Genomic DNA, 21,820 nt, shown 5'->3' with positions numbered 1-21,820 from the left:
ACCTTTAGTGACTTTTATAATAAAATAAAACTTCTGGATACGAGTAATTAGAAGTGGTTTTTAAATAAATTTTAATATAAATAAAGCATTGTTTGACTTTAATTTTAATTAAATTCGCAAAAAGAATAACGTAAAAAGACTATTTATTAAGAATATGGCAGAATTTGAGCTTAAACTTCCTAAAATGGGTGAAAGTGTTGCAGAAGCAACCATTACAACTTGGTTAAAAGAAGTTGGGGATACAATAGAAATGGACGATGCAGTTGTTGAGATCGCTACAGATAAGGTTGATAGTGAGGTTCCTAGTGAAGTAGAGGGTGTTCTTGTTAAGAAACTCTTTGAGGTAGATGATGTTGTGAAGGTAGGGCAGACAATAGCCGTTATACAAACAAATGGAGAAGCAGTATCAGATTCTTTTCTTAAAGATACCGCGTTAGATAATGATGAGGATGATTCTTCTGATGAGGCAAAGATTTTAGAAACACAAATGGCAGCGGTAATAGATACATCTGCTAATGCATCATCATCCGAAATAGTTGAAAGTGATAAATTTTATTCACCATTAGTCAAAAATATCGCTTCTGCAGAAGGAGTTTCTGAGTTAGAACTTGATACAATTGAGGGAACTGGTAAAGATGGCCGTGTAACCAAAAATGATATTTTGAAGTTCATTGAGAATCGATCAAATTCAGTAGATATTGCGGGTATTGATACTTCTAATACCATTAAAGAAGTTACTACAAAAGAAGCAATACCTGCTAAGGAATCAACAGCAATAGTTTCTGGAGAAGATGAAATCATAGAAATGACCCGAATGGGTAAACTTGTTTCTCAACATATGATTGATTCTATTAATACATCTGCTCATGTGCAATCTTTTATAGAAGCAGATGTAACTAATATCTGGAATTGGAGAAATAAGGTGAAGACGGATTTTATGAATAGGGAAGGAGAGAACCTTACATTTACTCCTATTTTTATAGAGTCTGTAGCTAAAGCATTAAGAGATTTTCCTATGATGAATATCTCTGTTAAGGGGTCTAGCATCATCAAAAAGAAGAATATTAATATAGGAATGGCCACTGCCTTAGCAGATGGTAATTTAATTGTTCCTGTTATCAAAAATGCTGATCAATTAAATTTGGTGGGCGTTACCAAGGCTGTCAATGACTTAGCAAACCGATCTCGAAATAATTCTTTAAAGCCTGATGATATTCAAGATGGAACATATACGGTAACCAATGTTGGGTCTTTTGGAAGTATTATGGGAACGCCAATAATCAATCAACCTCAGGTAGGTATATTGGCATTAGGAGCTATAAGAAAAGTTCCTGCAGTAATAGAAACACCAGAAGGAGATTTTATAGGCATACGTTATAGAATGTTTTTATCACATTCCTATGATCATAGAGTGGTAAACGGAGCATTAGGCGGACAGTTTGTGCAGCGAGTTAAAGAATATCTCGAAGCATGGGACGTAGATCGTCAGTTCTAAAAAGGTCTAAATTTTCTATCCGAAAAAGTGTCTGGTTTTGAAATAATAAAATACCAAAAAAATAATAGAATAGCGAGATAAGAAAAGTGTCATTTGCTTATTTGGTTTATAAATTAAAATGTAAAAATGATTCGTGCTCAATTGCTAATTCTCATAATGATATCTGGTGTCGCTAATAGTCAGGAATATAGGTTGAGCGAATCTCAAATGGATACTTATGCTGATAATGTGTGTTCTTGTATTTCAAAAGGTGATTTAAAAAAAAATAATGAACGTCTTCTAGATAATTGTTCTAAAGAGTATTTGCCAAAAATTGAAAAAGGGAAGCAAAAAGAGGAAATAAATAATGGTTTTGATCCTGATGTATTTGAAAAAGCATACAAAAGTGTAAGTAACTTGATGTATGATCTACAAAAAGTATTAGTGCATAAGTGTGATTTTTTTTATGATATCGTAGAGGAAGGAAGGCGTACATCATCATTTAAAAAAGAAAAGGCTGAAGGAGAAATAGAAAAAAAAATAGACTCTTTAACTGCATTAATTAATACTAATACTGATAAAGACTTGGTTTGGGAAAGAGGAATACGGTACTTTATTAGTGGGGAGTTGGATAAGGCTGAACAAGATTTTAGAAGTAACTTGTCTATGGGTAAAGACTTGAAGTCAAGTTATTTTTTGGCTTGGGTTTTAGAATCAAAAGGCGAGTATAAAGAGGCTATACAATTATATGAGCAAGTATATAAAGGAAATGGCAAAAAGTATATACCTGTAATTATTGAAGTAGTTAAAAGAAAGGCTCAAAGAAATTCCTCTTTAGATTAAATTCATTTTTCTACGATTAAAACAAGACGTCTTTTTTATTTTTAAGTTCTTTTTCTTTGTTTCTTTTTGCATCAATGCTCTGCAATTCATCATTAATAATTAAGTTGTATGTGTAATTAGAAGGTACATCAACCAAAGGAATAAGAATGAGCATTTGCATTTTGCTTTTTGCAGGGATATTTTTAATAATAGGGCGTTGCGCGCTTTTCCTATATCCCACAGGATTAACTTTTAAGAATACACTTTTATCTTCTTCGGTATCATTTTGAACATAAATAATTGTTCTTTTTTTTAATTTCTCTTCTACCAAAAACACTTTTTCTGGTTGTGTATAGCCTATAAAAGAAACGATGAAAGTAAGTAAGAAAATGGTTTTTTTCATGAACAATAGATTTGCGCTGTCATATAAAGATACTATTTTGATAACTAAATGTGAAATCAAGTTTCGAGATTGTCTTGAAGACCTTTAATTAGAAAGGTTGTATGTAGACCTATCCCCTGAATAAGAAAAATCGATCTTTCATATTCTCAATTTCTGCATTTTTGTTATTTACAATATAATCAATAGCCTCAGTAGTAAAACTTTCTCCTTTTTTTGTAAGGGAGACAATATTGTTTTCTATAGTGATCATATTGTTGTTTAAGGCAAGATTGAGGACTAGCTTTGATCGTACTTTTTGCCAATTGATATGTTCGTTTAAATGCTTTACATGACGCTCTTCTTCTTCTATATGATTTCCTAGGTGAAGAAGAAATGTTAGTAGAGATACTTCTATTCTTTGTTGTCGTTGTCTGTATAGGACAGAAAACAACCCCTTGTTTGGAGCAAATAAGTACACCATTAAAAAAATAAAACCTAATACAGTGGTCATTGATCCCGATATGGATAAATCTAATATGTGCGCGAACCAATAGCCAAGAATAGCACTGCAGACCCCGAATAATACAGATAGTAGTAGCATTTTTTTGAGATCATTTGTCAATAAGTAAGCTGTAGCAGCTGGTGCAATCATCAACGCAATTACCAAAATAGCTCCGACGGCATCAAATGCTCCAACAGTTGTAATTGATGACATGGTCATTAAACCATAATGCATGAGCACAGGAGAAAGACCCATAGAGGAGGCAAGGCCAACATCAAATGTACTTACCTTTAGTTCTTTAAAAAAAGCAATCAGTAATCCTATCGAAAAACATAGGATAATACCAATAATCCATAAAGATTTAGGTCCTACATCTATTCCTCCTAGAATTAGTCTGTCAAAAGGAGCAAAGGCAAGCTCACCCAGTAGTACAGCATCAACATCGAGGTGGACATCATTAGCGTTTTGGGCAATAAGTATAATCCCAATACTGAATAGGGCAGGAAAAACTAATCCAATAGCAGTGTCTTCTTTTACCAGGCCTGTTTTTTGAATAAATTCTACTAATATTACGGTAATTACGCCACTAGCAGCGGCAAGAAGAATTAATAAAGGTGAGGAGAGGTCGTGGGTGATAAAAAAACCTATAACAATTCCGGGTAAAATAGAATGACTAATGGCATCAGTAATCAATGCCATTTTACGAAGTACAAGAAAGGTGCCCGGGATAGCACAAGCAATGGCTACTAAACTGGCTATTAATTGTATTTCTATCTGTGCGCTATTCATTGTTTTCTTTTAGTAATTGGTCATATAGGTTCGAAGCATTTTGATATCCTGATTCTGTCATTGACCACATATTTCCTTTGATTTGAACGAAGTCTTTATCTTCTAGTTGTTGTAATGATTTTTTTGTAAACCCCTGAAAATTATTCAAGATTTTGATAGCATGTGGATGTGTTATGTCTTCATGTGTTTTTGCTATATTATACATAAAGGATAGTGTTTTATGTAGTTGAAGATCATTTCTGTTTTTTCTAAAACGAATTTCTCTAAATAAAAGACCACGACTTGGTGAAAATATAAATGAGAATGCTACTAATACTCCCGCTGCTAGTACTATTACAGGTCCGGTAGAAAGGTTGTTATGACTGGCACTAATAGCGGTACCTATAACACCAGAAGCAGCACCAAATATCGCAGCAAGAATTACCATGATAGATAAGTTATTTGTCCATTGTCTCGCTGCTGCTGCTGGGGCTAATAACATTGCACTCATAAGAACAACCCCAACAGTTTGCAATCCCAGAATGATAGCAATAACAATAAATGTAGTGATTAGGATATCTAAAAACTTGATGTTAAAACCTAGTGTTTTGGTATAGTCAGTATCGAATAAGAGTAATTTAAGTTCTTTCCAGAAAAGAAGTAATATAATTAAACTAATAGCGGTTACTATTGCCATCAGCCAAACATCGCTTTCGAGAAGGGTGGCTGCTTGTCCAAAAAGGTAACTTTCGAGACCTGCTTGATTTGCATTTGGTTTTTTTTGGATGTAGGTAAGTAATAACATTCCAAATCCAAAAAAAAGGGATAATATTAGTCCTAATGCGGTATCAGATTTAAGATGCGTTTTATTTATAATTCCTCGAATCCAAAAAGTTCCTACTAGTCCACTTATTAAAGCTCCTAGTAGAAAAACAGAGCTGTTTTTTGTTCCGATAATAAGAAAGGCAATAGCAATCCCTGGCAACGCTGCATGAGAAATGGCGTCACCAAGCAAACTTTGTTTTCGTAATACGGCAAAACTTCCTAGCATACCGCAAATGGCTCCTAATATAGCAGTCCCCAGTGTTATGGTACGTAATGTATAGTCTGTAAAAACGAGCTCTATGTATTCTATTAGGTTCATTTTTCGTATTTAGTTGATGGTTTTATTGTTGAACACTAACTTTATAGTTAATGCCATAAGTTTTGGTCAAATTATCATCATTGAAAATGTCTTTAACAGGTCCTGTTGCAATTTTTTTTACATTCAGGAAAGTTACCCAGTCAAAATATTCTGGCACTGTTTGCAGGTCATGGTGCACTACAACAACAGTTTTTTTTGCTTTTCTAAGTTCTTTTAGAATATTGATAATGGCTTTTTCTGTTGTAGCATCTACTCCCTGAAAAGGTTCGTCCATAAAATAAATAGATGCATTTTGCACTAGAGCTCTGGCAAGAAATATACGTTGCTGTTGCCCTCCTGATAATTGGCTTATTTGTCTGTTTTTAAAAGAAAGCATACCTACTTTTTCTAAAGCTTCTAATGATGCCTTTTTCTCTTTTTTTCCGGGTCTTTTTATCCATCCTAAGCTGCCGTAAGTCCCCATCATTACTACATCTAGTGCAGTCGTAGGGAAATCCCAATCTACACTTCCTTTTTGAGGAACATAAGCCACTAATGAACGTTGGTTTTTATATGGCTTTCCGTAAATCTGAACACTTCCTGCGATAGGCTTGATGATATCTAGAATCGATTTGATCAAAGTTGATTTACCGGCTCCATTGGGACCTACAATCGCCATTAGAACACCTTCTGGGATAGCAAGATCAATATCCCATAATACCGGCTTATAATTATAAGCAACGGTAAGATCATCAATTCTGACAGCAATTTTGTTTTCCATAATGAATATGTTCGTACAGTTTAATTAAGTCTTTCTTTTTTCATGACTTTTGGGGATATTGGTTTTTCTGTTTTTTTTATAAGTATTTTGACAGTGTTCTTGTATTCTGGTTTTGTACTAATAGGTGTCTAGTTATCTTAGGGCGTTAACAATGGTATTTACATTATATTCGAACATGCCAATGTAAGTTCCTTCTATTGTGTCTGAGTTGCCTAATGCATCAGAAAAAAGTGTTCCGCCAATACTTACTTCATGATTTTTTGATTTTACCGCAGCTTGTAGTGCTTCTATCGTTCTTTTGGGAACAGAGCTTTCTACAAAAATTGCTTTTACTTTTTTTTCAATAATAAAACCGGCTAATTTTTGAACGTCTTGTACACCTGCCTCAGTCGCAGTAGATAATCCCTGTAGACCAACAACGTCAAAATCATAGGATGCTCCAAAATAACTAAATGCGTCATGAGCAGTTACCAGAATTCGTTTTTCTTTTGGTAATGAGGCTATTTTAGTGTTTAATTTTTTCTGCAATTCATCCAATTGTTTCAAATATATTTTTCCATTACTCTCATAGGTAGTGGCGTTTTTTGGGTCTATAGAGCTTAATTTATCAATAACGAATGACGTTACAGTCTTCCAGTTTTGAACACTAAACCAAATATGAGGGTCATAATTAGAGGCAAAATAATCAGAGCCTATTAATTCGTTTTTAGTAATACATTCACCAATAGCAATGGTTTTTGTGCTCTGACTCCCCATTTTTTTAAAAACTTCGACAAGTTTTCCTTCAAGGTGCAATCCATTGTAGAAAATTACATCTGCATTTACTAGTTTAGAGACGTCACCTTCACTAGCTTTATATAGATGAGGGTCAACACCGCTTCCCATTAAGCCTTCTAAATCAATGGCATTTCCTCCAATATTTTTTACCAAATCCGTAATCATCGATGTGGTTGTTACCACAGTAAGTTTTTGATTCTTATTCTTAACCTCTTTTTTACAAGAGAATAGTGTTATGGCGATGAAGAGTAGGGTTATATTTTTTTTCATATTGTATTTATCAAGTACCTTTTTAGTATGGTTCTTAAATCTACTTTTAATTTAGGGTAGATTTGGTAAGTACTTTTGATTTTAAAATTTGATACTAACGTTGAACGTTTTTCTAAATAATATCGAAAAAGTGTGTGGTAGTGTTTTTATTAATTATTTGGTTTAGTATTTTTACAAAATTAATTATACAAAACTAAAAAAGTTAGCTATGACTAACAAATCGAATTTGAGTAATTTAACAAAAAGTGAAGAGGATTACTTAAAAGCGCTATTTCAGTTGCTCATAGATGATGGTACTGATAAAGTTGGAAATAATCAATTAGCTGAGTATCTAAAGGTGTCTCCTGCTTCTACAAATAGCATGATTAAAAAGCTAAAGACTAAAAAATATGTAGTAAGTGAGAAGTACGGGAAATTGGATTTGACAGAAGAGGGAAGAGGCATAGCGCTACGATTAATTCGAAAACATAGACTCTGGGAAACTTTTTTATGTAATTATTTAAATTTTACTTGGGATGAAGTGCATGATGTGGCAGAGCAGTTAGAGCATGTTAAATCATTTAAACTGATTAATGAGTTGGATCGTTTTATGGATTTTCCTAAACAGGATCCGCACGGTGAATTGATTCCGAACGCTGAAGGCGAATATGCTGTCTTGCCCAAAATAACTCTTTCTTCATTAATGGAAAATGAAGTTTGTAGTCTTATTTCTGTAAAAGATGGTTCAGTAAGTTTTTTAAAATATGTTTCAAGTATTGGATTAGCTCTAAGTAGTGAAATAAAGGTTTTAGAAGTTAGAGAATTTGACAAGTCTATGAAAATAGAGTTTAACAATTGCGTAGAAACTGTAACAAGGAAGTTTGCAGATAATGTGTTTGTTAAGAAGATTGTGTAAGTATTAAAAATGTTAAAGTACAGATGTGCTATAAGAATGTTAGAGAATAGCAGTTATCTTTGAGTATCACACAAATTATTTATGGAGCTTAAATTAAAGAAACCACTATGTTTTTTCGATCTTGAAACTACTGGTGTAAACATTTCTAAAGATCGAATTGTTGAGATATCTATTCTTAAAGTATTTCCTAATGGTACGCAAGAAAGTAAGACTTGGTTGGTAAATCCAGAAATGCCGATTCCTGCAGAAACTACAGCAATACATGGTATAGACGATGCAAAGGTGGCGGGAGAACCAACTTTTAAACAATTGGCATCTGCTATCAATGACATGATTAAGGGGTGTGATTTAGGAGGATTTAACTCTAATCGATTTGATATCCCTTTATTAGCAGAAGAATTGTTAAGAGCAGAGGTAGATTTTGATATGAAAAATACTGTCGCTATCGATGTTCAGACGATATTTCACAAAATGGAAAAGCGTACCTTATCAGCAGCCTATAAATTCTATTGTGATAAAGATTTAACGGATGCACATTCTGCAGAAGCTGATACAATGGCAACTTATGAGGTGTTGAAAGCGCAGTTGGATAAATATCCAGAATTAGAGAATGATGCAAAGTTTTTGGCAGAGTTTAGTTCGCGCAAACAGTTTGCAGATTTTGCTGGCTTTATTGCTTACAATGAAGAAGGTAAAGAAACCTTCGCTTTTGGAAAACATAAAGAAAAGTTAGTTGAAAAGGTGATGGAAGAAGAGCCAGGGTATTTTGGGTGGATACAAAATGCAGATTTTCCTTTATATACTAAAAAGGTGTTAACGGCAATTCGATTGCGTAAATTGAATAATAGCTTTAAATTGTAAAAATCTAATTTCCTTATATATTACCTTTCTTTTAATTTTTTTATCCTATGAAGCTTATTTGTATAGGTCGTAATTATACAGACCATATCAAGGAATTAGAAAATGAAAAACCAGAACATCCGGTTGTTTTTTTGAAGCCAGATACGTCTATTTTATTAAAAAAACAGCCATTTTTTATTCCAGATTTTTCTAATGATGTGCATTATGAAGTAGAAGTACTTGTCAAAATAAATCGAGTAGGCAAACATATTGATAAAAAATTTGCACACAAATATTACGATGAAATTGGTTTGGGTATAGATTTTACAGCAAGAGATGTTCAAGGGTATTTAAAAGAAAAAGGATTGCCATGGGAGAAAGCTAAAGCATTTGATGGGTCTGCTGTGATTGGGGATTGGATTCCCAAACAAACTATAGAAAATGTGGATGATATATCTTTTTCTTTAGAGAAGAATGGAAAAACTGTTCAGAATGGGAATACAAAATTTATGCTTTGGAAAATTGATGAATTAATAGAATATGTGTCAAAATATTTTACTTTAAAGATTGGAGATGTTATATTTACAGGTACACCATCGGGTGTAGGGGGTGTAAAACCGGACGATATTTTGGTAGGACATCTTAATAACCAACAATTTTTTTCAATAAAAGTTAAATAAATGGGCAAAGGATATAGTTTAAAGCATGTAGATGAATTATCAGGAGGTGATACAGAGTTTATTGCTGTATTGGTACAAACTTTTTTAGAAGAGATACCACCTGATCTTGATAGTATGGTACAAGCTGTTGATTCTGATAATCCACAAATGGCATATCAATATGCTCATAAGATGAAACCGAACCTTCAATTGTTTGATATAGATTTATTGAAACAAATAAAGGAAATAGAGTCTTGGTCCAAAACAAAGAGGGCTAAAGAGGATATAAAACCAGTTCTGAATCATATTGTAACTACCGTTAATAATGCTATTGAAGCTTTAAAAGCGGATTTTACCTAAATATGATTGCAGAAATTATTACAATAGGTGATGAAATTCTTATCGGTCAGATAGTTGATACTAATTCAGCATTTCTAGGTAAAGAACTTAATAAAATAGGAGTTGATGTACATCAGATAACATCAATTCGTGATGATAAGCAGCATATTCTTGATGCTATGCAAGAGGCAAGTAATAGAGCTGATATCGTTATTATGACAGGAGGACTTGGGCCTACCAAAGATGATATAACAAAGCATACAATCTGCGAGTATTTTGAGGATAGTTTAATTCGAAATGATGAAGTTTTACTTCATATAGAAAAACTATTTGCAGATTATATTAAAGTCCCGATAACAGAAACTAATAGAATGCAAGCACTTGTTCCTAAGTCAGCGATCGTTCTAACAAATAATTTTGGGACTGCCCCTGGTATGTGGCTAGAAAAAAACGATACTGTTTTTATTTCAATGCCCGGAGTGCCTTTTGAAATGAAGAAACTTGTAGAAGATCAAGTGCTTCCCCGATTAAGAAAAAAGTTTGATAGACCTTTTATTCTTCATAAAACCGTACTTACATACGGTCTGGGCGAGAGTATATTGGCTAATCGTATAGAAGACTGGGAAAATAGCTTACCTGCGTTTATAAAATTGGCATATTTGCCTAATTTGGGAAGTGTGCGATTACGTCTTTCTGCAAGAGGAACAGATAAATATGTTTTAGAAAATACAATTGAAAAAAAATTAGCCGAATTACACAAAGTTATTGGTGATCATATTGTAGGGTATGAGGATGATGAAACGTTAGAGGTTAAAATTGGTAAATTATTAGTTGAGAAAAACCAAACCTTAGCATTGGCAGAAAGTTGTACAGGAGGTAAAATTTCAGAATTAATAACATTAAACCAAGGCGCTTCTGCTTATTTTAATGGGGGACTTGTTGCTTACTCAACACAATCGAAAATTGATGTTTTAGGAGTCGAACCTGATGTTATACAAAAGCATAGTGTTACAAGTAACGAAGTTGCAGAAGCGATGGCGCTATCTGCAAAACAAAAGTTTGCTTCGGGGTATGCAATAAGTACAACCGGTAATGCAGGGCCCGAAAAAGGAGAAGGAGATGCAGAAATAGGCACTGTTTTTATTAGTATTGCTACACCGCATAAGGTTTTTTCTGAGAAATTTGTGTTTAGTAAAAATAGACAGAGAACGATTGCTAGGGCGGTGCATAAATCTTTTGAACTTTTGTTTAAAGAATTGAATTCTTAATCTTTCTTATACCAAAGATCGAACCTAATTTATTTTTAATTGATGATTTTAAGCATTAAATGTGTTTAAAGGGCTATATCTATTAGTTATATTGAGAAAATATAAGGGTGCTTTGGTGTTTTTTTATCTCAGATATACAATATAGTATTAGTCTTCCTTGCGCGTAAAATAATTAAGTTAATCAAGAGGATAATACTTAGGGATTAATCATTAGGGATTATTTTTTTTGCCCATTGTACTGCCTCCTCAAGATTATAAAAAATACCATTTTCTACGTGGTTCAGGAATTTTTTTTCAAGTTGTGCTATTTCATTTTTAAGAGGATCATAAATGACTACGGCCAATCCTTTTAAATTCGGAAATATTGTTTTGGATTTAATATGCGCAGTTGGCTCAAATGAGTATGAATTAATTCGATTAGAAATGTAGACAAAAGGAGTTTTGTTACCGTAGTATTTTTTGGTAAGTTCGTATAGTTTCTGGGTGCTTTCGAAAGTAATGATAGCTCCTTCTTTTACCTCAGAAATGATATAGTTTTCAAAAAAATATACCGATCCAATTTCTATCTCATGTTTTCCAATCATTTTTTCAATTTTCTTACTTTGTGGGTAAGCCCCTTGAATTACTCCAATTAGAATTTTAGGTATGCGAAACTAAAAATTTCACAAAGTACAATCATTAAGTATCGATATGAGTAGGGGTGGCTCATAAAAAAAAGAACGAAATGACTAAAAGTGTTTACTGTTTGTTAGGGTATTCTTCTAGTAAAGGTAGTAATTTTGTTTCCAAAAAATGTTTATATTCTTAGTTTCTTGAGGGTAAATGAGAAACTTTGAAAAAGAGTGAAAATTTAATTGATAATTATTGGTGGTTAGGTAAATAATTTGTTAATTTGCACCCTGTTTTGAAATAATACCAAAATTAAGAAGAGATGTCAAGAGTTTGCGAGCTTACAGGTAAAAAAGCAATGGTTGGGAACAATGTTTCCCATGCAATGAATAAAACAAAACGTAAATTTAATGCGAATTTGATTAAAAAACGTTTTTATATTCCAGAAGAAGATCGTTGGGTAACACTTAAGGTGTCTACTGCTGCGTTAAAAAATATAAATAAGAAAGGAATCTCTGCCGTTTTGAAAGAAGCAAAGGCTAAAGGTTTCCTAAGCAAATAATCTCCTTTTCTAAAAGATATTTATAATGGCAAAGAAAGGTAATAGAGTACAAGTAATTTTAGAATGTACTGAGCATAAGGCTACTGGTAAACCAGGTACGTCAAGATATATTACAACAAAAAATAAAAAGAATAGTCCTGATAGAATGGAATTAAAGAAATTTAATCCTGTTTTGAAGAAGATGACTGTTCACAAAGAAATTAAATAATAGCAAGACATGGCAAAGAAATCAGTAGCATCGTTACAGACAGGGTCAAAGAGATTAACGAAAGCCATCAAAATGGTGAAATCTCCAAAAACAGGAGCTTATACTTTTGTAGAATCAATTATGCCTCCAGAAGGAGTTAATGATTTTTTTAAGAAATAAGATCCCTGCTTAAAATATTTTAAAAAGAAGCCGTTTCAATTTTTTTGAAATGGCTCTTTATTTTTATATTTATCCGCAATACGACTAAATGTCTTAGTTGTTTTAATTTTTCCATATTTTATATTACACATGGGTCTTTTTAAAAATATATTTTCCTCTGAAAAAAAACAAACACTTGATAAAGGGTTAGAGAAATCCAAGACTAACTTTTTTTCAAAATTAAGTAAAGCTGTTGCTGGTAAATCCAAGGTTGATGATGATGTTTTGGATGATCTTGAGGAAATTTTGGTAACAAGTGATGTAGGAGTTAAGACTACCATAAAAATTATAGAACGTATAGAAAACCGTGTGTCCAAAGATAAATACCTTGGTACAGACGAGTTAAATCAAATCCTTAGAGAAGAGATTGCAGGCTTGCTTTCTGAAACTAATGTTGGTGAGGCTACAGATTTTGAGATTCCTGAAGATAAAAAGCCATATGTACTTATGGTTGTTGGTGTTAATGGAGTTGGTAAAACTACGACTATAGGAAAATTAGCCTATCAATTAAAAGCAAAAGGATTAAAAGTTGTTCTTGGAGCTGCAGATACGTTTAGAGCAGCGGCCATTGATCAATTACAGGTTTGGGCTGATAGAGTAGATGTGCCTATTGTTAAACAAGATATGGGGAGTGATCCTGCTTCTGTTGCTTTTGATACGTTACAATCAGGTTTAAATCAAGGTGCAGATGTTATAATTATCGATACTGCAGGAAGATTGCATAATAAAGTCAATTTAATGAACGAATTGACAAAAGTGAAACGAGTAATGCAGAAGGTTATTGGGGATGCCCCCCATGATGTGTTATTAGTATTAGATGGTTCTACAGGACAGAATGCTTTTGAACAGGCTAAACAGTTTACTGCGGCAACAGAAGTTACATCATTAGCAGTTACAAAACTTGATGGAACCGCCAAGGGAGGTGTTGTTATAGGAATAAGTGATCAGTTTAAGATCCCAGTAAAATATATCGGAGTAGGAGAGGGTATAGAAGATCTTCAGATATTTAATAAATATGAATTTGTAGACTCGTTTTTTAAGTAATATTGTCTAAGAGACATGTTAAAAAAATAGAACGAATTAAGAAGGTGGATTAAAATAATTTTGACCTTTCTTATTTAATAAAATAAAAGGCGAAGAGATACTATCTCATCGCCTTTTTAGTTTTAGAAAATTCTGAAATAAATCAGTACTTAAATTAGAAATGAAAACATTTTATAGTATACTTCATTTCATTTTCCTTCCTTTTTATTTTAATGTAAATAGCCCCCCGACTATCTATATCAATAAGGTTGGAAATCATTGGCCTTTCAAAAACCAAGGAACTCTTCTTAAAAAATTACTATTTTTAGTTGTGCTAAGAAAAAACAAACTAAAAAAATACAGTACACTACAATTAGGATACCTTCGAGTAATATTCTTTTTTTTGCCATCATTTTGTTGTTGTTGCGTATTTGTTGACTTAACTGTGTTTATATCTATAACTGTTTGAAAAATAATTCATCTTTACTAATCTCATCCTCATTTCTTTCGTCCAACATAATCATAGTGTCTTGTATTCCTTTGACATTCCAATCACTTTTATTGAGTTTGTCTAAGGGAGCTGTAGAGCCGAGATCAATGCTTACATCAAAACCACTTTCATCATTTGTTGTGATAGACCATATACCAGATGTAAGTTCATTTGTAGCTATGTTTTCTACGCTTATTACTCCATTTTCTATGAAAGTAAAAATATAGTCTCCGTAGTTTTGTGTTTCATTACTTTGGTTGTCTTTGTATTTCTGTACTTCCCACGTTCCAGTAGTAATAGTTTCGGTAAATAAGTCGATGGTTACTTCTTCTTCTTCTTCTTCTTCCTCTTCCTCTTCTTCCTCTTCTTCTTCTTCCTCTTCTTCTTCCTCTTCTTCTTCTTGATCACAATTGGCTATAGTGGCTTCAATAGCTGTTGCTAATTCGTTGATAGTGTTTACAGAAATTTCATCTCCATTCTCAAAAACAACAGAAATTGGGAAATCTATATTTGCAATATCTTCATTTTCAAGATCCATGATAAACCTATACAATTCCTTATCATTGGTTGGTGTTGTGATTTGCATTAATTCACTTTGTGAATTAAAGACAGATAAAGTAAAAGGATATATAAAATCAATACAACGAATGGTTTCATCAGCTACGTCACAGGTATTTCGGATAGTGATTAACGCGTCATTATTTTCGATAGTACTTTCAGAATAATCAGAATAAATAATAGTAATGGGAAAAACAAACTCTAGATTTAGTGAGTTGTCATTAGATTCAGTAAAAAGATTCTCGATGATTCTAAAATCTTCTACTGAATCAATGACTACTTCTTGTTCATCGATAATCACAGTAACTGGAAGTTTAACCGTATGGCAGGTGGTATTATCAATGATGTTATCAATCGATCCATCATTCATCGAAACTTTTGAAATCAAATTCGCTATTTCCGAATTCAATTCAATAATTTGATTTTGGGGTGCTTCTATAAGCGTATCAGATTCGCTTCTGCATGAAACCAATGTGATCGATGTGATTAAGGGCAAAAAAAGTATAAAAAAGTAATTTTTTATTTTCATGTATTTACTTCAATTAGTAACCTTTTATACTACAATAACAATTTGCCCTTAGAAATCCCTTTTAATATTTCATGTTTTTTTATATTTACCTCAAATAGTTAGTTTTTATGCGTGATAAACAACCCGAAAATGTATGCGATCAAAATGTGTTTTCGCATATTTATGAGGAGTTTTCTAAAGATCTATATAATTATTTGTATTATAAATATGGAGAAGTTTTAAATCCTCGAGATAAGGTTCAGGATGCTTTTATTAAGTTGTTAGATAAATGTGAGGATGTAGTTCCTAATAAAGCTAAAAATTTTTTGTTTACAATAGCTAATAATATGATGCTTAATGAAATTAAACATCAGAAAGTGGTGTTGCGTTATAAACAAATAGTACCAAAAGGGTATACTAATGAAACTCCTGAGTTTATCTTTGAGCAGGAGCAATATTTTCAAAAATATCAAAAAGCCCTAGGTTTACTTACAGAAGATCAACGAGTTTCTTTTTTACTAAACAAAGTAGAAGGTAAGAAGCAGACAGAAATAGCCGAAATGCTTGGTACTACCAGAAAAGCGATAGAAAATAGAGTGTATATGGCTTATAAAATACTGAAAGAGAATTTAGAAGGGTTTAATTAATTTTGAAAAATATAAAGGGAAAAAAGGAAGTAAGTTGTTATATATATAAATGAAGCAAAGAAAATGGATAGAGAATATCTCATAAAGAAATGGCTTTCGGAAGAATTGACTGAGGAAGAAAATCAAGCTTTTATGGCATTAGATGAGTATGATACACATCTAAGTGTTCTTGAGGGGGCACAAGCTTTTAAAGCAAGTGAAGTCTCAGGGGATATAGATTTTGAGGCTATTTTGAAAGATGTTCAGAAATCTAAATTATCTAAAGTCAGGAGAATAAGAGACTACAATCCCTTATTAAAAATAGCTGCCTCTGTAATAGTGGTGGTAGGTCTACTTTCTTTATTCTTTTTACCGTTGGATACGGTAGTTAGAACAGGTATAGGTGAGAAAGCTACAATAGAACTACCAGATGCATCAGAGGTTGAGATTAACTCAAAATCCTTTATTCGATACAGTAAAAAGAAATGGAAGAAAGATCGTGTTGTTAACCTTACGGGAGAAGCATTTTTTAAAGTTTCTAAAGGCAGCAAGTTTGATGTGGTAACACAGTTCGGAAAAATTTCTGTATTAGGTACACAGTTTAATGTTAAAAGTAGGGAAGACTATTTTGAGGTAGCTTGCCTCGAAGGATTGGTGTTAGTAGCGCAGGTAAATCAACCTGATATTAACCTAAAAGCAGGCAATGCTATTAAAATTGTCAAGGGTCAAGTCTATTTTGAAGAGAATTCACAATCTTCTCTGAATTGGATGAATAATGTTAGTACTTTTAAGAGTGAACCATTTGGAGAGGTTTTAAAAGAGCTCGAAAGACAATATGAAGTAACCTTTGCACTGGATAATATAGACGTTAATCGAATTTTTACAGGAGGTTTTGTACATAATAATTTACAGGATGCTTTAAAATCTATAACTTTACCCTTAGATTTAAATTTTAGAGTTGACGAGTCTAATCACATTACATTTCATAAAAGAAAAAAATAGTGCAATAAGTACTATTTTATGTATACTACTGTGCTTCATTTTTACTAACGCTTTTTGTCAGGAAAACACTCAGGAAAAGGATTTGATCGAAGTGATTGCCGATATTGAGAAACGTTTTCCATTTCAATTTACTTTTGCTAACGATGTTATCGAAGGTATATCCCTTGTTCCTCCAAAAGAAACCTTGACATTTGATCAAACATTAAATTACATCAAAAAAGTAACAGGACTTGTTTTTACTTCTTTGGCTAATAATTTTATCTCAATTAATAGCCAGAAAAACATTTCTAATATGGGGTATATTATTTGCGGTTTTATTAAAGATACAAACGAAAAAAAACCGATTGATAATGTAACTATTACTACAAAAAACAAATCAACTATTACTAATGATCAAGGGTATTTTGAACTAGAAGTTGAAGTGTTAAAAGAACCAATTTTTATTGATCATTTAGGGTATACCAGTATAAACTATTCGCCTGATTTTTTTAAGAAAAATGATTGCTCTACTATATATCTAACACTACAACCAGTTAATTTACAAGAAGTTGTTTTTAAGAATTATATTACCAAGGGAATAAATAAAGTGAGAGGAGGTGATTTTGAGATTGATTATTCGGATTTTGGGATTCTTCCTGGGCTTATAGAAACAGATGTATTGCATACTATGCAGGCTTTGCCAGGAGTGTATAGTGCTGATGAGACTGTTTCTAATATAAATATAAGAGGCGGAACCCACGATCAGAATTTGATTCTTTGGGACGGAATAAAAATGTATCAGTCGGGACATTTTTTTGGGCTAATATCCGTTTTTAATCCTAATATCACATCGAATGTTACATTAATAAAGAATGGTGGTAATGTTGAGTATACTGACGGTGTTTCTGGGACAATTCTCATGAACTCTGATGAAGAGGTGAATACCGATTTTAGTATTAGTGCTGGTGTAAATATGATCAATACAGATGTTTTTACCGATATTCCTATAGGTCAAAAATCCTCACTACAATTGGCAGCGAGAAAGTCTATCAATGAGTTTTTTAGTTCTCCGACATACGAACGATATTTCGAAAGAATATCTCAAGATAGCGAGCTAGATATGGTCGATAATCAGGTGGAGAATTCTGATATTGGGTTCGATTTTTATGATATTAATTTGAGATGGAACTATATTATATCTGATTCAGATAAAATAAGAGCCAACTTTATCACTATCAATAATGATTTAACATTTACCGAAAATATAGTAAGGAATTCTAGGCCTTTGTCAAGGCAGAGTAATATTATGCAAAATAGTATTGCAGGAGGAATCTATTATGAGCGTAACTGGACTCCCAAGTTATCCTCTGCTTTGCAGCTTTATGAAACAGATTATAGCTTGAGTTCTATTAATGCTAATCTTGAACAAGAGCAAAGGTTTCTACAGGAAAATAAGGTGTCTGAAACTGGTGTAAAATTAAATACTTTTTACACGTTAAATGACAGAGTAAAGATTCAAAATGGATATCAGTTTATAGAAACAGGTGTGTCTAATTTAAATGATGTAGATAACCCTCTTTTTGTAGAGGAAGCAGTACGGGTATTGAGAACTCATGGGGTATTTTCTCAAGGAACATATACCTCTGCTAATAAAAATACAATTTTTAGTGTGGGAGCCAGATATTCTTTTATTGATAAATTTAAAGAACATCTTATTGAACCAAGATTGAGATATAGCCAAAAGTTTTTGAGAGACTTTAATATTGAGATACTTGCAGAATTTAAACATCAGAGTACCTCTCAGGTAATTAATTTTCAAAATGATTTTTTAGGGATAGAAAAACGAAGGTGGGTGCTTTCTGATAATGAAGAAATTCCTATCCTAAAAGGTAAGCAAGTTTCGGCAGGAATTCAATATAAGAGAAAAGGGTGGTTAGCTACTATTGAGACATATTATAAAATAGCACAAGGAATTACGGCGCGCAGTCAGGGTTTTCAAAATCAATATCAGTTTGTGAGAGCTAATGGCGATTATGGAGTACATGGTGTCGAGTTTTCTGTAAATAAAAAAATGAAGAATATAAGTGCTTGGTTAAGTTATTCGTATGCCCAAAATGATTACGTTTTTGCAACGCTCGATGTACAAGAATTTCCGAATAATATCGACATAACTCATTTTGTTACTTTAGGAGGTTCATATACCCTAAAAGGTGTCAAGGTTTCTGCAGGACTCAATTACAATTCTGGACTGCCAACCACGAGACCTATTTCTTCTGAACCGGTTATAGATGAAAATATTAATTACAGTAGCCCTAATAGTAATAGATTAAAAGAATATATACGCACTGATATATCAATGGTGTATAATTTTAATGTTTGTAATGAGGTTAAAATTCAGGCAGGATTTTCTGTTTGGAATATTTTTGATACCAAAAACATAGTGAATAATTATTATTCATTAACAGGGGATGATGTGCCTGTAGAAAGAATAAAATCTACATTAAATATTACTCCTAATGTTACGTTTCGCGTTTTTTTCTAAAAAAATTAAGTTGCGAATTAAACGAATCTTCTAATTATTAATCAAGTTGTTAATTTTTTCCCATAATGCGTTATCAAAACTTGATGGTCCCAGTAGTGTTTCTCCAGCATCATCGCCCATTCGTACTATCACTAGGTCTTCGCTAGGAATAACATAAAGCTTTTGATCATTTTTTCCGAGACCGGCAATGAGATCATCTGGCGCATTTGGGATTAGCTTTTCTTCAACAGTAGCAGTAGTTCCTGGTATTTTATAACTTGTTTTTCCATTAAGCCACCATAAATAGCCGTAGGCTGGATTTAACTCTTGAGAGGTGGTTGTCATTTCAGTAAAATAATCTTGGTCGCTAAGTAGCTCTGTCGAGTCCCAAGTACCTTTGTTAAGTGTCAATAGTCCAAAACGCGCCATACTTCTGGCATTACTATAATAAATTTTATAATATCCCGCAGATATCCAGGCTCCGCTCATTCCTATTTTATCCTTTATTTTTGTGTTAAAATAGGAAGTATAGTCTTGATCTAAAGTGTTTTCAATTATGTCATGAATAAGTGTATATGTTGCATTATGATAGTACCATAAATTACCAGGTTCATCTAGATAAAGTAAACATTCTTTATCCGTACAATTTGTATTATCAACCGAATAATCTAAACCGGTGGTCATGGTTAAATGATGCTTAACGGTAATATTATTTTCTTGTTCTGGTGTTAAGTCTGACCATCCGTTACCTAAGTAAGTCGCTGATGATTCATTTATATCTAATTTCCCCTCTTGTTGTGCAATTCCTGCAGTAAAGGCAATTAATGTTTTACCTGTTGAGTTCCAGGCATTATTGTCTGAGTCTGATGTGTCATTAAAATAATATTCTAAGACAATTTTTCCATTTTTTAGAATGATAAAACTTTGGGTGTTTTTTTCTTCAAGAAATTCATAAAGCGGCTGTTCTGCACTTGCATTCCAGTTTAGATCCGTTATGCTAGTAGTTTCCCATATATCCGAATCTATTGGCGGAAAATACATTGGTGAAACTGGATCGGTGTCTTCTGCAGGTTCATCATCTGCTATATTCTCGGTAGCGTCTTCATCATTTACATCTTCGGTAGAATCATCAGAACACGATGTAAAGAGTGTTGACATAAAAAGGGATAATAAAATTATTACTTTTTTCATAGGATACTTTTTTTATAGATTTAGGACTCCATAATATACAAAAGGTTTAATACAAGGGAAAATAACATACAGAGTTATTGATATTTATAGGTTATTCTTTGGTTATTCATTGTATCTTTGCACACCTTTATCTGAAAAAAATGAGAACAAAGACTTTAAAAAAGAATAAGATTAATGTTGTTACCTTAGGTTGTAGCAAGAATGTATATGATAGCGAAGTTCTTATGGGACAACTTAGAGCTAATAATAAAGAAGTTGTTCATGAAGAAGAGGGAAATGTTGTAGTTATAAATACCTGCGGTTTTATTGCCAATGCTAAGGAAGAGTCTGTAAATACTATTTTAGAATACGTTCAAAAAAAGGAGGAAGGAATTGTTGATAAAGTTTTTGTTACGGGTTGTCTTTCTGAGAGGTATAAGCCGGATTTACAAGAAGAAATTCCTGATGTAGATCAGTATTTTGGCACAACAGAATTACCGGGCTTACTAAAAGCTTTGGGAGCAGATTATAAGCATGAACTTATAGGAGAAAGGTTAACTACAACTCCCAAAAATTATGCATATTTAAAAATTGCTGAAGGATGTGATCGACCTTGTTCTTTTTGTGCAATTCCGTTAATGAGGGGTAAGCATAAATCTACCCCCATCGAAGAATTAGTCATTGAGGCAGAGAAATTGGCCGTTGGTGGAGTTAAAGAATTAATTCTTATTGCTCAAGATTTAACATATTACGGTTTAGATTTATATAAAGAAAGAAAACTAGCTGATTTATTGCGCGAATTGGCAAAGGTAGAAGGTATAGAATGGATACGATTGCATTATGCATTTCCTACTGGTTTTCCTATGGAGGTTTTGGATGTAATGAAAAAAGAACCGAAAATATGTAATTATATTGATATTCCGTTGCAGCATATTGCTGATCCAATTTTAAAATCAATGCGACGTGGTACGACTAAGGCCAAAACTACGGCGTTACTGTCTCAATTTAGAGAAGCAGTACCCCAAATGGCTATTCGTACTACTTTGATAGTCGGATATCCGGGAGAGACTCAAGAAGATTTTGAAACATTGAGAGATTGGGTAAAAGAAATGCGATTTGAGCGTTTAGGGTGTTTTACCTATTCTCATGAGGAGAATACGCATGCTTTTAATCTAGAGGATGATGTTCCTGAAGAAGTAAAAATAGCGCGTGCCAATGAGATAATGGAAATTCAATCTCAGATTTCTTGGGAGTTAAATCAACAAAAAATAGGACAAGAATTTACCATTGTTGTTGATCGAAAAGAAGGACCTTATTTTGTAGGTAGAACAGAATTTGATTCTCCTGATGTAGATAATGAAGTACTTATTGATGCTTCGCAATATTATTTGAAAACGGGACAGTTCGCCAAGGTAAAGGTATATGAAGCAGAAGATTTTGATTTGTATGCGAAACCTGTTTAGGCT

Annotated in this window: 23 protein-coding genes; 15 read left to right on the top strand and 8 right to left on the bottom strand. The window is 32.9% G+C overall.

Translation table 11 applies throughout. From position 1 onward, the window contains the following. Positions 1 to 154 precede the first annotated feature (154 nt). Both DZ60_RS0113260 and DZ60_RS0113255 read left to right on the top strand, forming a co-directional pair. Positions 155 to 1,495 (top strand): dihydrolipoamide acetyltransferase family protein, encoded by a 1,341-nt coding sequence (locus tag DZ60_RS0113260; protein ID WP_025742550.1) that lies wholly within the window; start codon positions 155 to 157, stop codon positions 1,493 to 1,495. A 207-nt stretch (positions 1,496 to 1,702) separates the two neighbouring features. Next, positions 1,703 to 2,317, top strand: a complete 615-nt coding sequence (locus DZ60_RS0113255) for a tetratricopeptide repeat protein (protein ID WP_152537431.1) — start codon at positions 1,703 to 1,705, stop codon at positions 2,315 to 2,317. 16 nt (positions 2,318 to 2,333) lie between these two features. Here the strand turns inward: DZ60_RS0113255 and DZ60_RS0113250 are convergent, their stop codons facing one another. The 5 genes from DZ60_RS0113250 to DZ60_RS0113230 all read right to left on the bottom strand — a co-directional run bounded on the left by DZ60_RS0113250 (position 2,334) and on the right by DZ60_RS0113230 (position 6,899). Beyond that, positions 2,334 to 2,699: a hypothetical protein gene (locus DZ60_RS0113250; RefSeq protein WP_025742548.1), complete on the bottom strand. Its 366-nt coding sequence runs from the start codon at positions 2,697 to 2,699 to the stop codon at positions 2,334 to 2,336. A 109-nt stretch (positions 2,700 to 2,808) separates the two neighbouring features. Next, positions 2,809 to 3,969: a metal ABC transporter permease gene (locus DZ60_RS0113245; RefSeq protein ID WP_025742547.1), complete on the bottom strand. Its 1,161-nt coding sequence runs from the start codon at positions 3,967 to 3,969 to the stop codon at positions 2,809 to 2,811. Next, the gene (locus tag DZ60_RS0113240) at positions 3,962 to 5,092 is read right to left on the bottom strand and encodes a metal ABC transporter permease (protein WP_025742546.1); all 1,131 of its coding nucleotides are present in this window, start codon (positions 5,090 to 5,092) and stop codon (positions 3,962 to 3,964) included. The genes DZ60_RS0113245 and DZ60_RS0113240 overlap by 8 nt, the downstream gene beginning before the upstream one ends. A gap of 22 nt (positions 5,093 to 5,114) precedes the next feature. Then, on the bottom strand, positions 5,115 to 5,852 hold the full coding sequence (locus DZ60_RS0113235) for a metal ABC transporter ATP-binding protein (RefSeq protein ID WP_025742545.1): 738 nt from the start codon (positions 5,850 to 5,852) through the stop codon (positions 5,115 to 5,117). A 132-nt stretch (positions 5,853 to 5,984) separates the two neighbouring features. Continuing rightward, a complete protein-coding gene (locus DZ60_RS0113230; protein WP_025742544.1) occupies positions 5,985 to 6,899 on the bottom strand; it encodes a metal ABC transporter solute-binding protein, Zn/Mn family in 915 nt (304 codons plus the stop codon). Between the two features lie 208 nt (positions 6,900 to 7,107). Here DZ60_RS0113230 and DZ60_RS0113225 point away from each other — a divergent pair, with 208 nt between their 5' ends. The 5 genes from DZ60_RS0113225 (at position 7,108) to DZ60_RS0113205 (ending at position 10,900) form a co-directional block, all read left to right on the top strand. Then, a complete protein-coding gene (locus tag DZ60_RS0113225) occupies positions 7,108 to 7,794 on the top strand; it encodes a metal-dependent transcriptional regulator (protein ID WP_025742543.1) in 687 nt (228 codons plus the stop codon). A gap of 81 nt (positions 7,795 to 7,875) precedes the next feature. Continuing rightward, positions 7,876 to 8,655: a 3'-5' exonuclease gene (locus DZ60_RS0113220; RefSeq protein ID WP_025742542.1), complete on the top strand. Its 780-nt coding sequence runs from the start codon at positions 7,876 to 7,878 to the stop codon at positions 8,653 to 8,655. Between the two features lie 47 nt (positions 8,656 to 8,702). Then, the gene (locus tag DZ60_RS0113215) at positions 8,703 to 9,314 is read left to right on the top strand and encodes a fumarylacetoacetate hydrolase family protein (protein ID WP_025742541.1); all 612 of its coding nucleotides are present in this window, start codon (positions 8,703 to 8,705) and stop codon (positions 9,312 to 9,314) included. After that, entirely contained in the window at positions 9,315 to 9,653 is a 339-nt protein-coding gene (locus tag DZ60_RS0113210; RefSeq protein WP_025742540.1) for an Hpt domain-containing protein, read from the top strand. A gap of 2 nt (positions 9,654 to 9,655) precedes the next feature. Further along, positions 9,656 to 10,900: a competence/damage-inducible protein A gene (locus tag DZ60_RS0113205; protein WP_025742539.1), complete on the top strand. Its 1,245-nt coding sequence runs from the start codon at positions 9,656 to 9,658 to the stop codon at positions 10,898 to 10,900. 203 nt (positions 10,901 to 11,103) lie between these two features. Here the strand turns inward: DZ60_RS0113205 and DZ60_RS24305 are convergent, their stop codons facing one another. Next, entirely contained in the window at positions 11,104 to 11,484 is a 381-nt protein-coding gene (locus DZ60_RS24305; RefSeq protein WP_025742538.1) for a hypothetical protein, read from the bottom strand. A gap of 347 nt (positions 11,485 to 11,831) precedes the next feature. On the opposite strand from DZ60_RS24305, the gene rpmB reads away from it, so the two are divergent. The 4 genes from rpmB (at position 11,832) to ftsY (ending at position 13,521) form a co-directional block, all read left to right on the top strand. After that, a complete protein-coding gene (gene rpmB, locus DZ60_RS0113195) occupies positions 11,832 to 12,071 on the top strand; it encodes a 50S ribosomal protein L28 (protein WP_025742537.1) in 240 nt (79 codons plus the stop codon). A 25-nt stretch (positions 12,072 to 12,096) separates the two neighbouring features. After that, complete coding sequence (gene rpmG / locus DZ60_RS0113190) at positions 12,097 to 12,279, top strand: 50S ribosomal protein L33 (protein ID WP_025742536.1); 183 nt, start codon at positions 12,097 to 12,099, stop codon at positions 12,277 to 12,279. 9 nt (positions 12,280 to 12,288) lie between these two features. Further along, the gene (locus DZ60_RS24710) at positions 12,289 to 12,438 is read left to right on the top strand and encodes a DUF4295 domain-containing protein (protein ID WP_081740495.1); all 150 of its coding nucleotides are present in this window, start codon (positions 12,289 to 12,291) and stop codon (positions 12,436 to 12,438) included. 129 nt (positions 12,439 to 12,567) lie between these two features. Beyond that, the gene (gene ftsY / locus DZ60_RS0113175) at positions 12,568 to 13,521 is read left to right on the top strand and encodes a signal recognition particle-docking protein FtsY (RefSeq protein ID WP_025742535.1); all 954 of its coding nucleotides are present in this window, start codon (positions 12,568 to 12,570) and stop codon (positions 13,519 to 13,521) included. Between the two features lie 434 nt (positions 13,522 to 13,955). Here ftsY and DZ60_RS25470 read toward each other — a convergent pair whose 3' ends face one another. Continuing rightward, complete coding sequence (locus DZ60_RS25470) at positions 13,956 to 15,077, bottom strand: hypothetical protein (RefSeq protein WP_025742534.1); 1,122 nt, start codon at positions 15,075 to 15,077, stop codon at positions 13,956 to 13,958. 107 nt (positions 15,078 to 15,184) lie between these two features. Between DZ60_RS25470 and DZ60_RS0113165 the strand changes: the two genes are divergently transcribed. The 3 genes from DZ60_RS0113165 to DZ60_RS0113155 all read left to right on the top strand — a co-directional run bounded on the left by DZ60_RS0113165 (position 15,185) and on the right by DZ60_RS0113155 (position 19,205). Next, complete coding sequence (locus tag DZ60_RS0113165) at positions 15,185 to 15,703, top strand: RNA polymerase sigma factor (RefSeq protein ID WP_025742533.1); 519 nt, start codon at positions 15,185 to 15,187, stop codon at positions 15,701 to 15,703. Between the two features lie 63 nt (positions 15,704 to 15,766). Next, entirely contained in the window at positions 15,767 to 16,684 is a 918-nt protein-coding gene (locus DZ60_RS0113160) for a FecR family protein (protein WP_025742532.1), read from the top strand. A gap of 91 nt (positions 16,685 to 16,775) precedes the next feature. Continuing rightward, entirely contained in the window at positions 16,776 to 19,205 is a 2,430-nt protein-coding gene (locus DZ60_RS0113155; RefSeq protein ID WP_241448743.1) for a TonB-dependent receptor, read from the top strand. Between the two features lie 30 nt (positions 19,206 to 19,235). On the opposite strand, the gene DZ60_RS0113150 is transcribed toward DZ60_RS0113155, so the two are convergent. Next, positions 19,236 to 20,375, bottom strand: a complete 1,140-nt coding sequence (locus DZ60_RS0113150; protein WP_025742530.1) for a serine hydrolase domain-containing protein — start codon at positions 20,373 to 20,375, stop codon at positions 19,236 to 19,238. 140 nt (positions 20,376 to 20,515) lie between these two features. Here DZ60_RS0113150 and rimO point away from each other — a divergent pair, with 140 nt between their 5' ends. Then, entirely contained in the window at positions 20,516 to 21,817 is a 1,302-nt protein-coding gene (rimO, locus tag DZ60_RS0113145; protein ID WP_025742529.1) for a 30S ribosomal protein S12 methylthiotransferase RimO, read from the top strand. Positions 21,818 to 21,820: the final 3 nt, after the last annotated feature.

Source organism: Aquimarina pacifica, assembly GCF_000520955.1.
In the GTDB taxonomy this organism is placed as follows: domain Bacteria; phylum Bacteroidota; class Bacteroidia; order Flavobacteriales; family Flavobacteriaceae; genus Aquimarina; species Aquimarina pacifica.
Note: the sequence above shows the minus strand (reverse complement) of the source record. Positions and strands in the feature narration are given on the sequence as shown.

Bases quoted from the DNA above. Each gene is read 5' to 3' on its own strand.
- DZ60_RS0113260 (WP_025742550.1), top strand. From the start codon at position 155: ATGGCAGAATTTGAGCTTAAACTTCCTAAAATGGGTGAAAGTGTTGCA.
- DZ60_RS0113255 (WP_152537431.1), top strand. From the start codon at position 1,703: ATGGATACTTATGCTGATAATGTGTGTTCTTGTATTTCAAAAGGTGAT.
- DZ60_RS0113250 (WP_025742548.1), bottom strand. From the start codon at position 2,699: ATGAAAAAAACCATTTTCTTACTTACTTTCATCGTTTCTTTTATAGGC.
- DZ60_RS0113245 (WP_025742547.1), bottom strand. From the start codon at position 3,969: ATGAATAGCGCACAGATAGAAATACAATTAATAGCCAGTTTAGTAGCC.
- DZ60_RS0113240 (WP_025742546.1), bottom strand. From the start codon at position 5,092: ATGAACCTAATAGAATACATAGAGCTCGTTTTTACAGACTATACATTA.
- DZ60_RS0113235 (WP_025742545.1), bottom strand. From the start codon at position 5,852: ATGGAAAACAAAATTGCTGTCAGAATTGATGATCTTACCGTTGCTTAT.
- DZ60_RS0113230 (WP_025742544.1), bottom strand. From the start codon at position 6,899: ATGAAAAAAAATATAACCCTACTCTTCATCGCCATAACACTATTCTCT.
- DZ60_RS0113225 (WP_025742543.1), top strand. From the start codon at position 7,108: ATGACTAACAAATCGAATTTGAGTAATTTAACAAAAAGTGAAGAGGAT.
- DZ60_RS0113220 (WP_025742542.1), top strand. From the start codon at position 7,876: ATGGAGCTTAAATTAAAGAAACCACTATGTTTTTTCGATCTTGAAACT.
- DZ60_RS0113215 (WP_025742541.1), top strand. From the start codon at position 8,703: ATGAAGCTTATTTGTATAGGTCGTAATTATACAGACCATATCAAGGAA.
- DZ60_RS0113210 (WP_025742540.1), top strand. From the start codon at position 9,315: ATGGGCAAAGGATATAGTTTAAAGCATGTAGATGAATTATCAGGAGGT.
- DZ60_RS0113205 (WP_025742539.1), top strand. From the start codon at position 9,656: ATGATTGCAGAAATTATTACAATAGGTGATGAAATTCTTATCGGTCAG.
- DZ60_RS24305 (WP_025742538.1), bottom strand. From the start codon at position 11,484: ATGATTGGAAAACATGAGATAGAAATTGGATCGGTATATTTTTTTGAA.
- rpmB (WP_025742537.1), top strand. From the start codon at position 11,832: ATGTCAAGAGTTTGCGAGCTTACAGGTAAAAAAGCAATGGTTGGGAAC.
- rpmG (WP_025742536.1), top strand. From the start codon at position 12,097: ATGGCAAAGAAAGGTAATAGAGTACAAGTAATTTTAGAATGTACTGAG.
- DZ60_RS24710 (WP_081740495.1), top strand. From the start codon at position 12,289: ATGGCAAAGAAATCAGTAGCATCGTTACAGACAGGGTCAAAGAGATTA.
- ftsY (WP_025742535.1), top strand. From the start codon at position 12,568: ATGGGTCTTTTTAAAAATATATTTTCCTCTGAAAAAAAACAAACACTT.
- DZ60_RS25470 (WP_025742534.1), bottom strand. From the start codon at position 15,077: ATGAAAATAAAAAATTACTTTTTTATACTTTTTTTGCCCTTAATCACA.
- DZ60_RS0113165 (WP_025742533.1), top strand. From the start codon at position 15,185: ATGCGTGATAAACAACCCGAAAATGTATGCGATCAAAATGTGTTTTCG.
- DZ60_RS0113160 (WP_025742532.1), top strand. From the start codon at position 15,767: ATGGATAGAGAATATCTCATAAAGAAATGGCTTTCGGAAGAATTGACT.
- DZ60_RS0113150 (WP_025742530.1), bottom strand. From the start codon at position 20,375: ATGAAAAAAGTAATAATTTTATTATCCCTTTTTATGTCAACACTCTTT.
- rimO (WP_025742529.1), top strand. From the start codon at position 20,516: ATGAGAACAAAGACTTTAAAAAAGAATAAGATTAATGTTGTTACCTTA.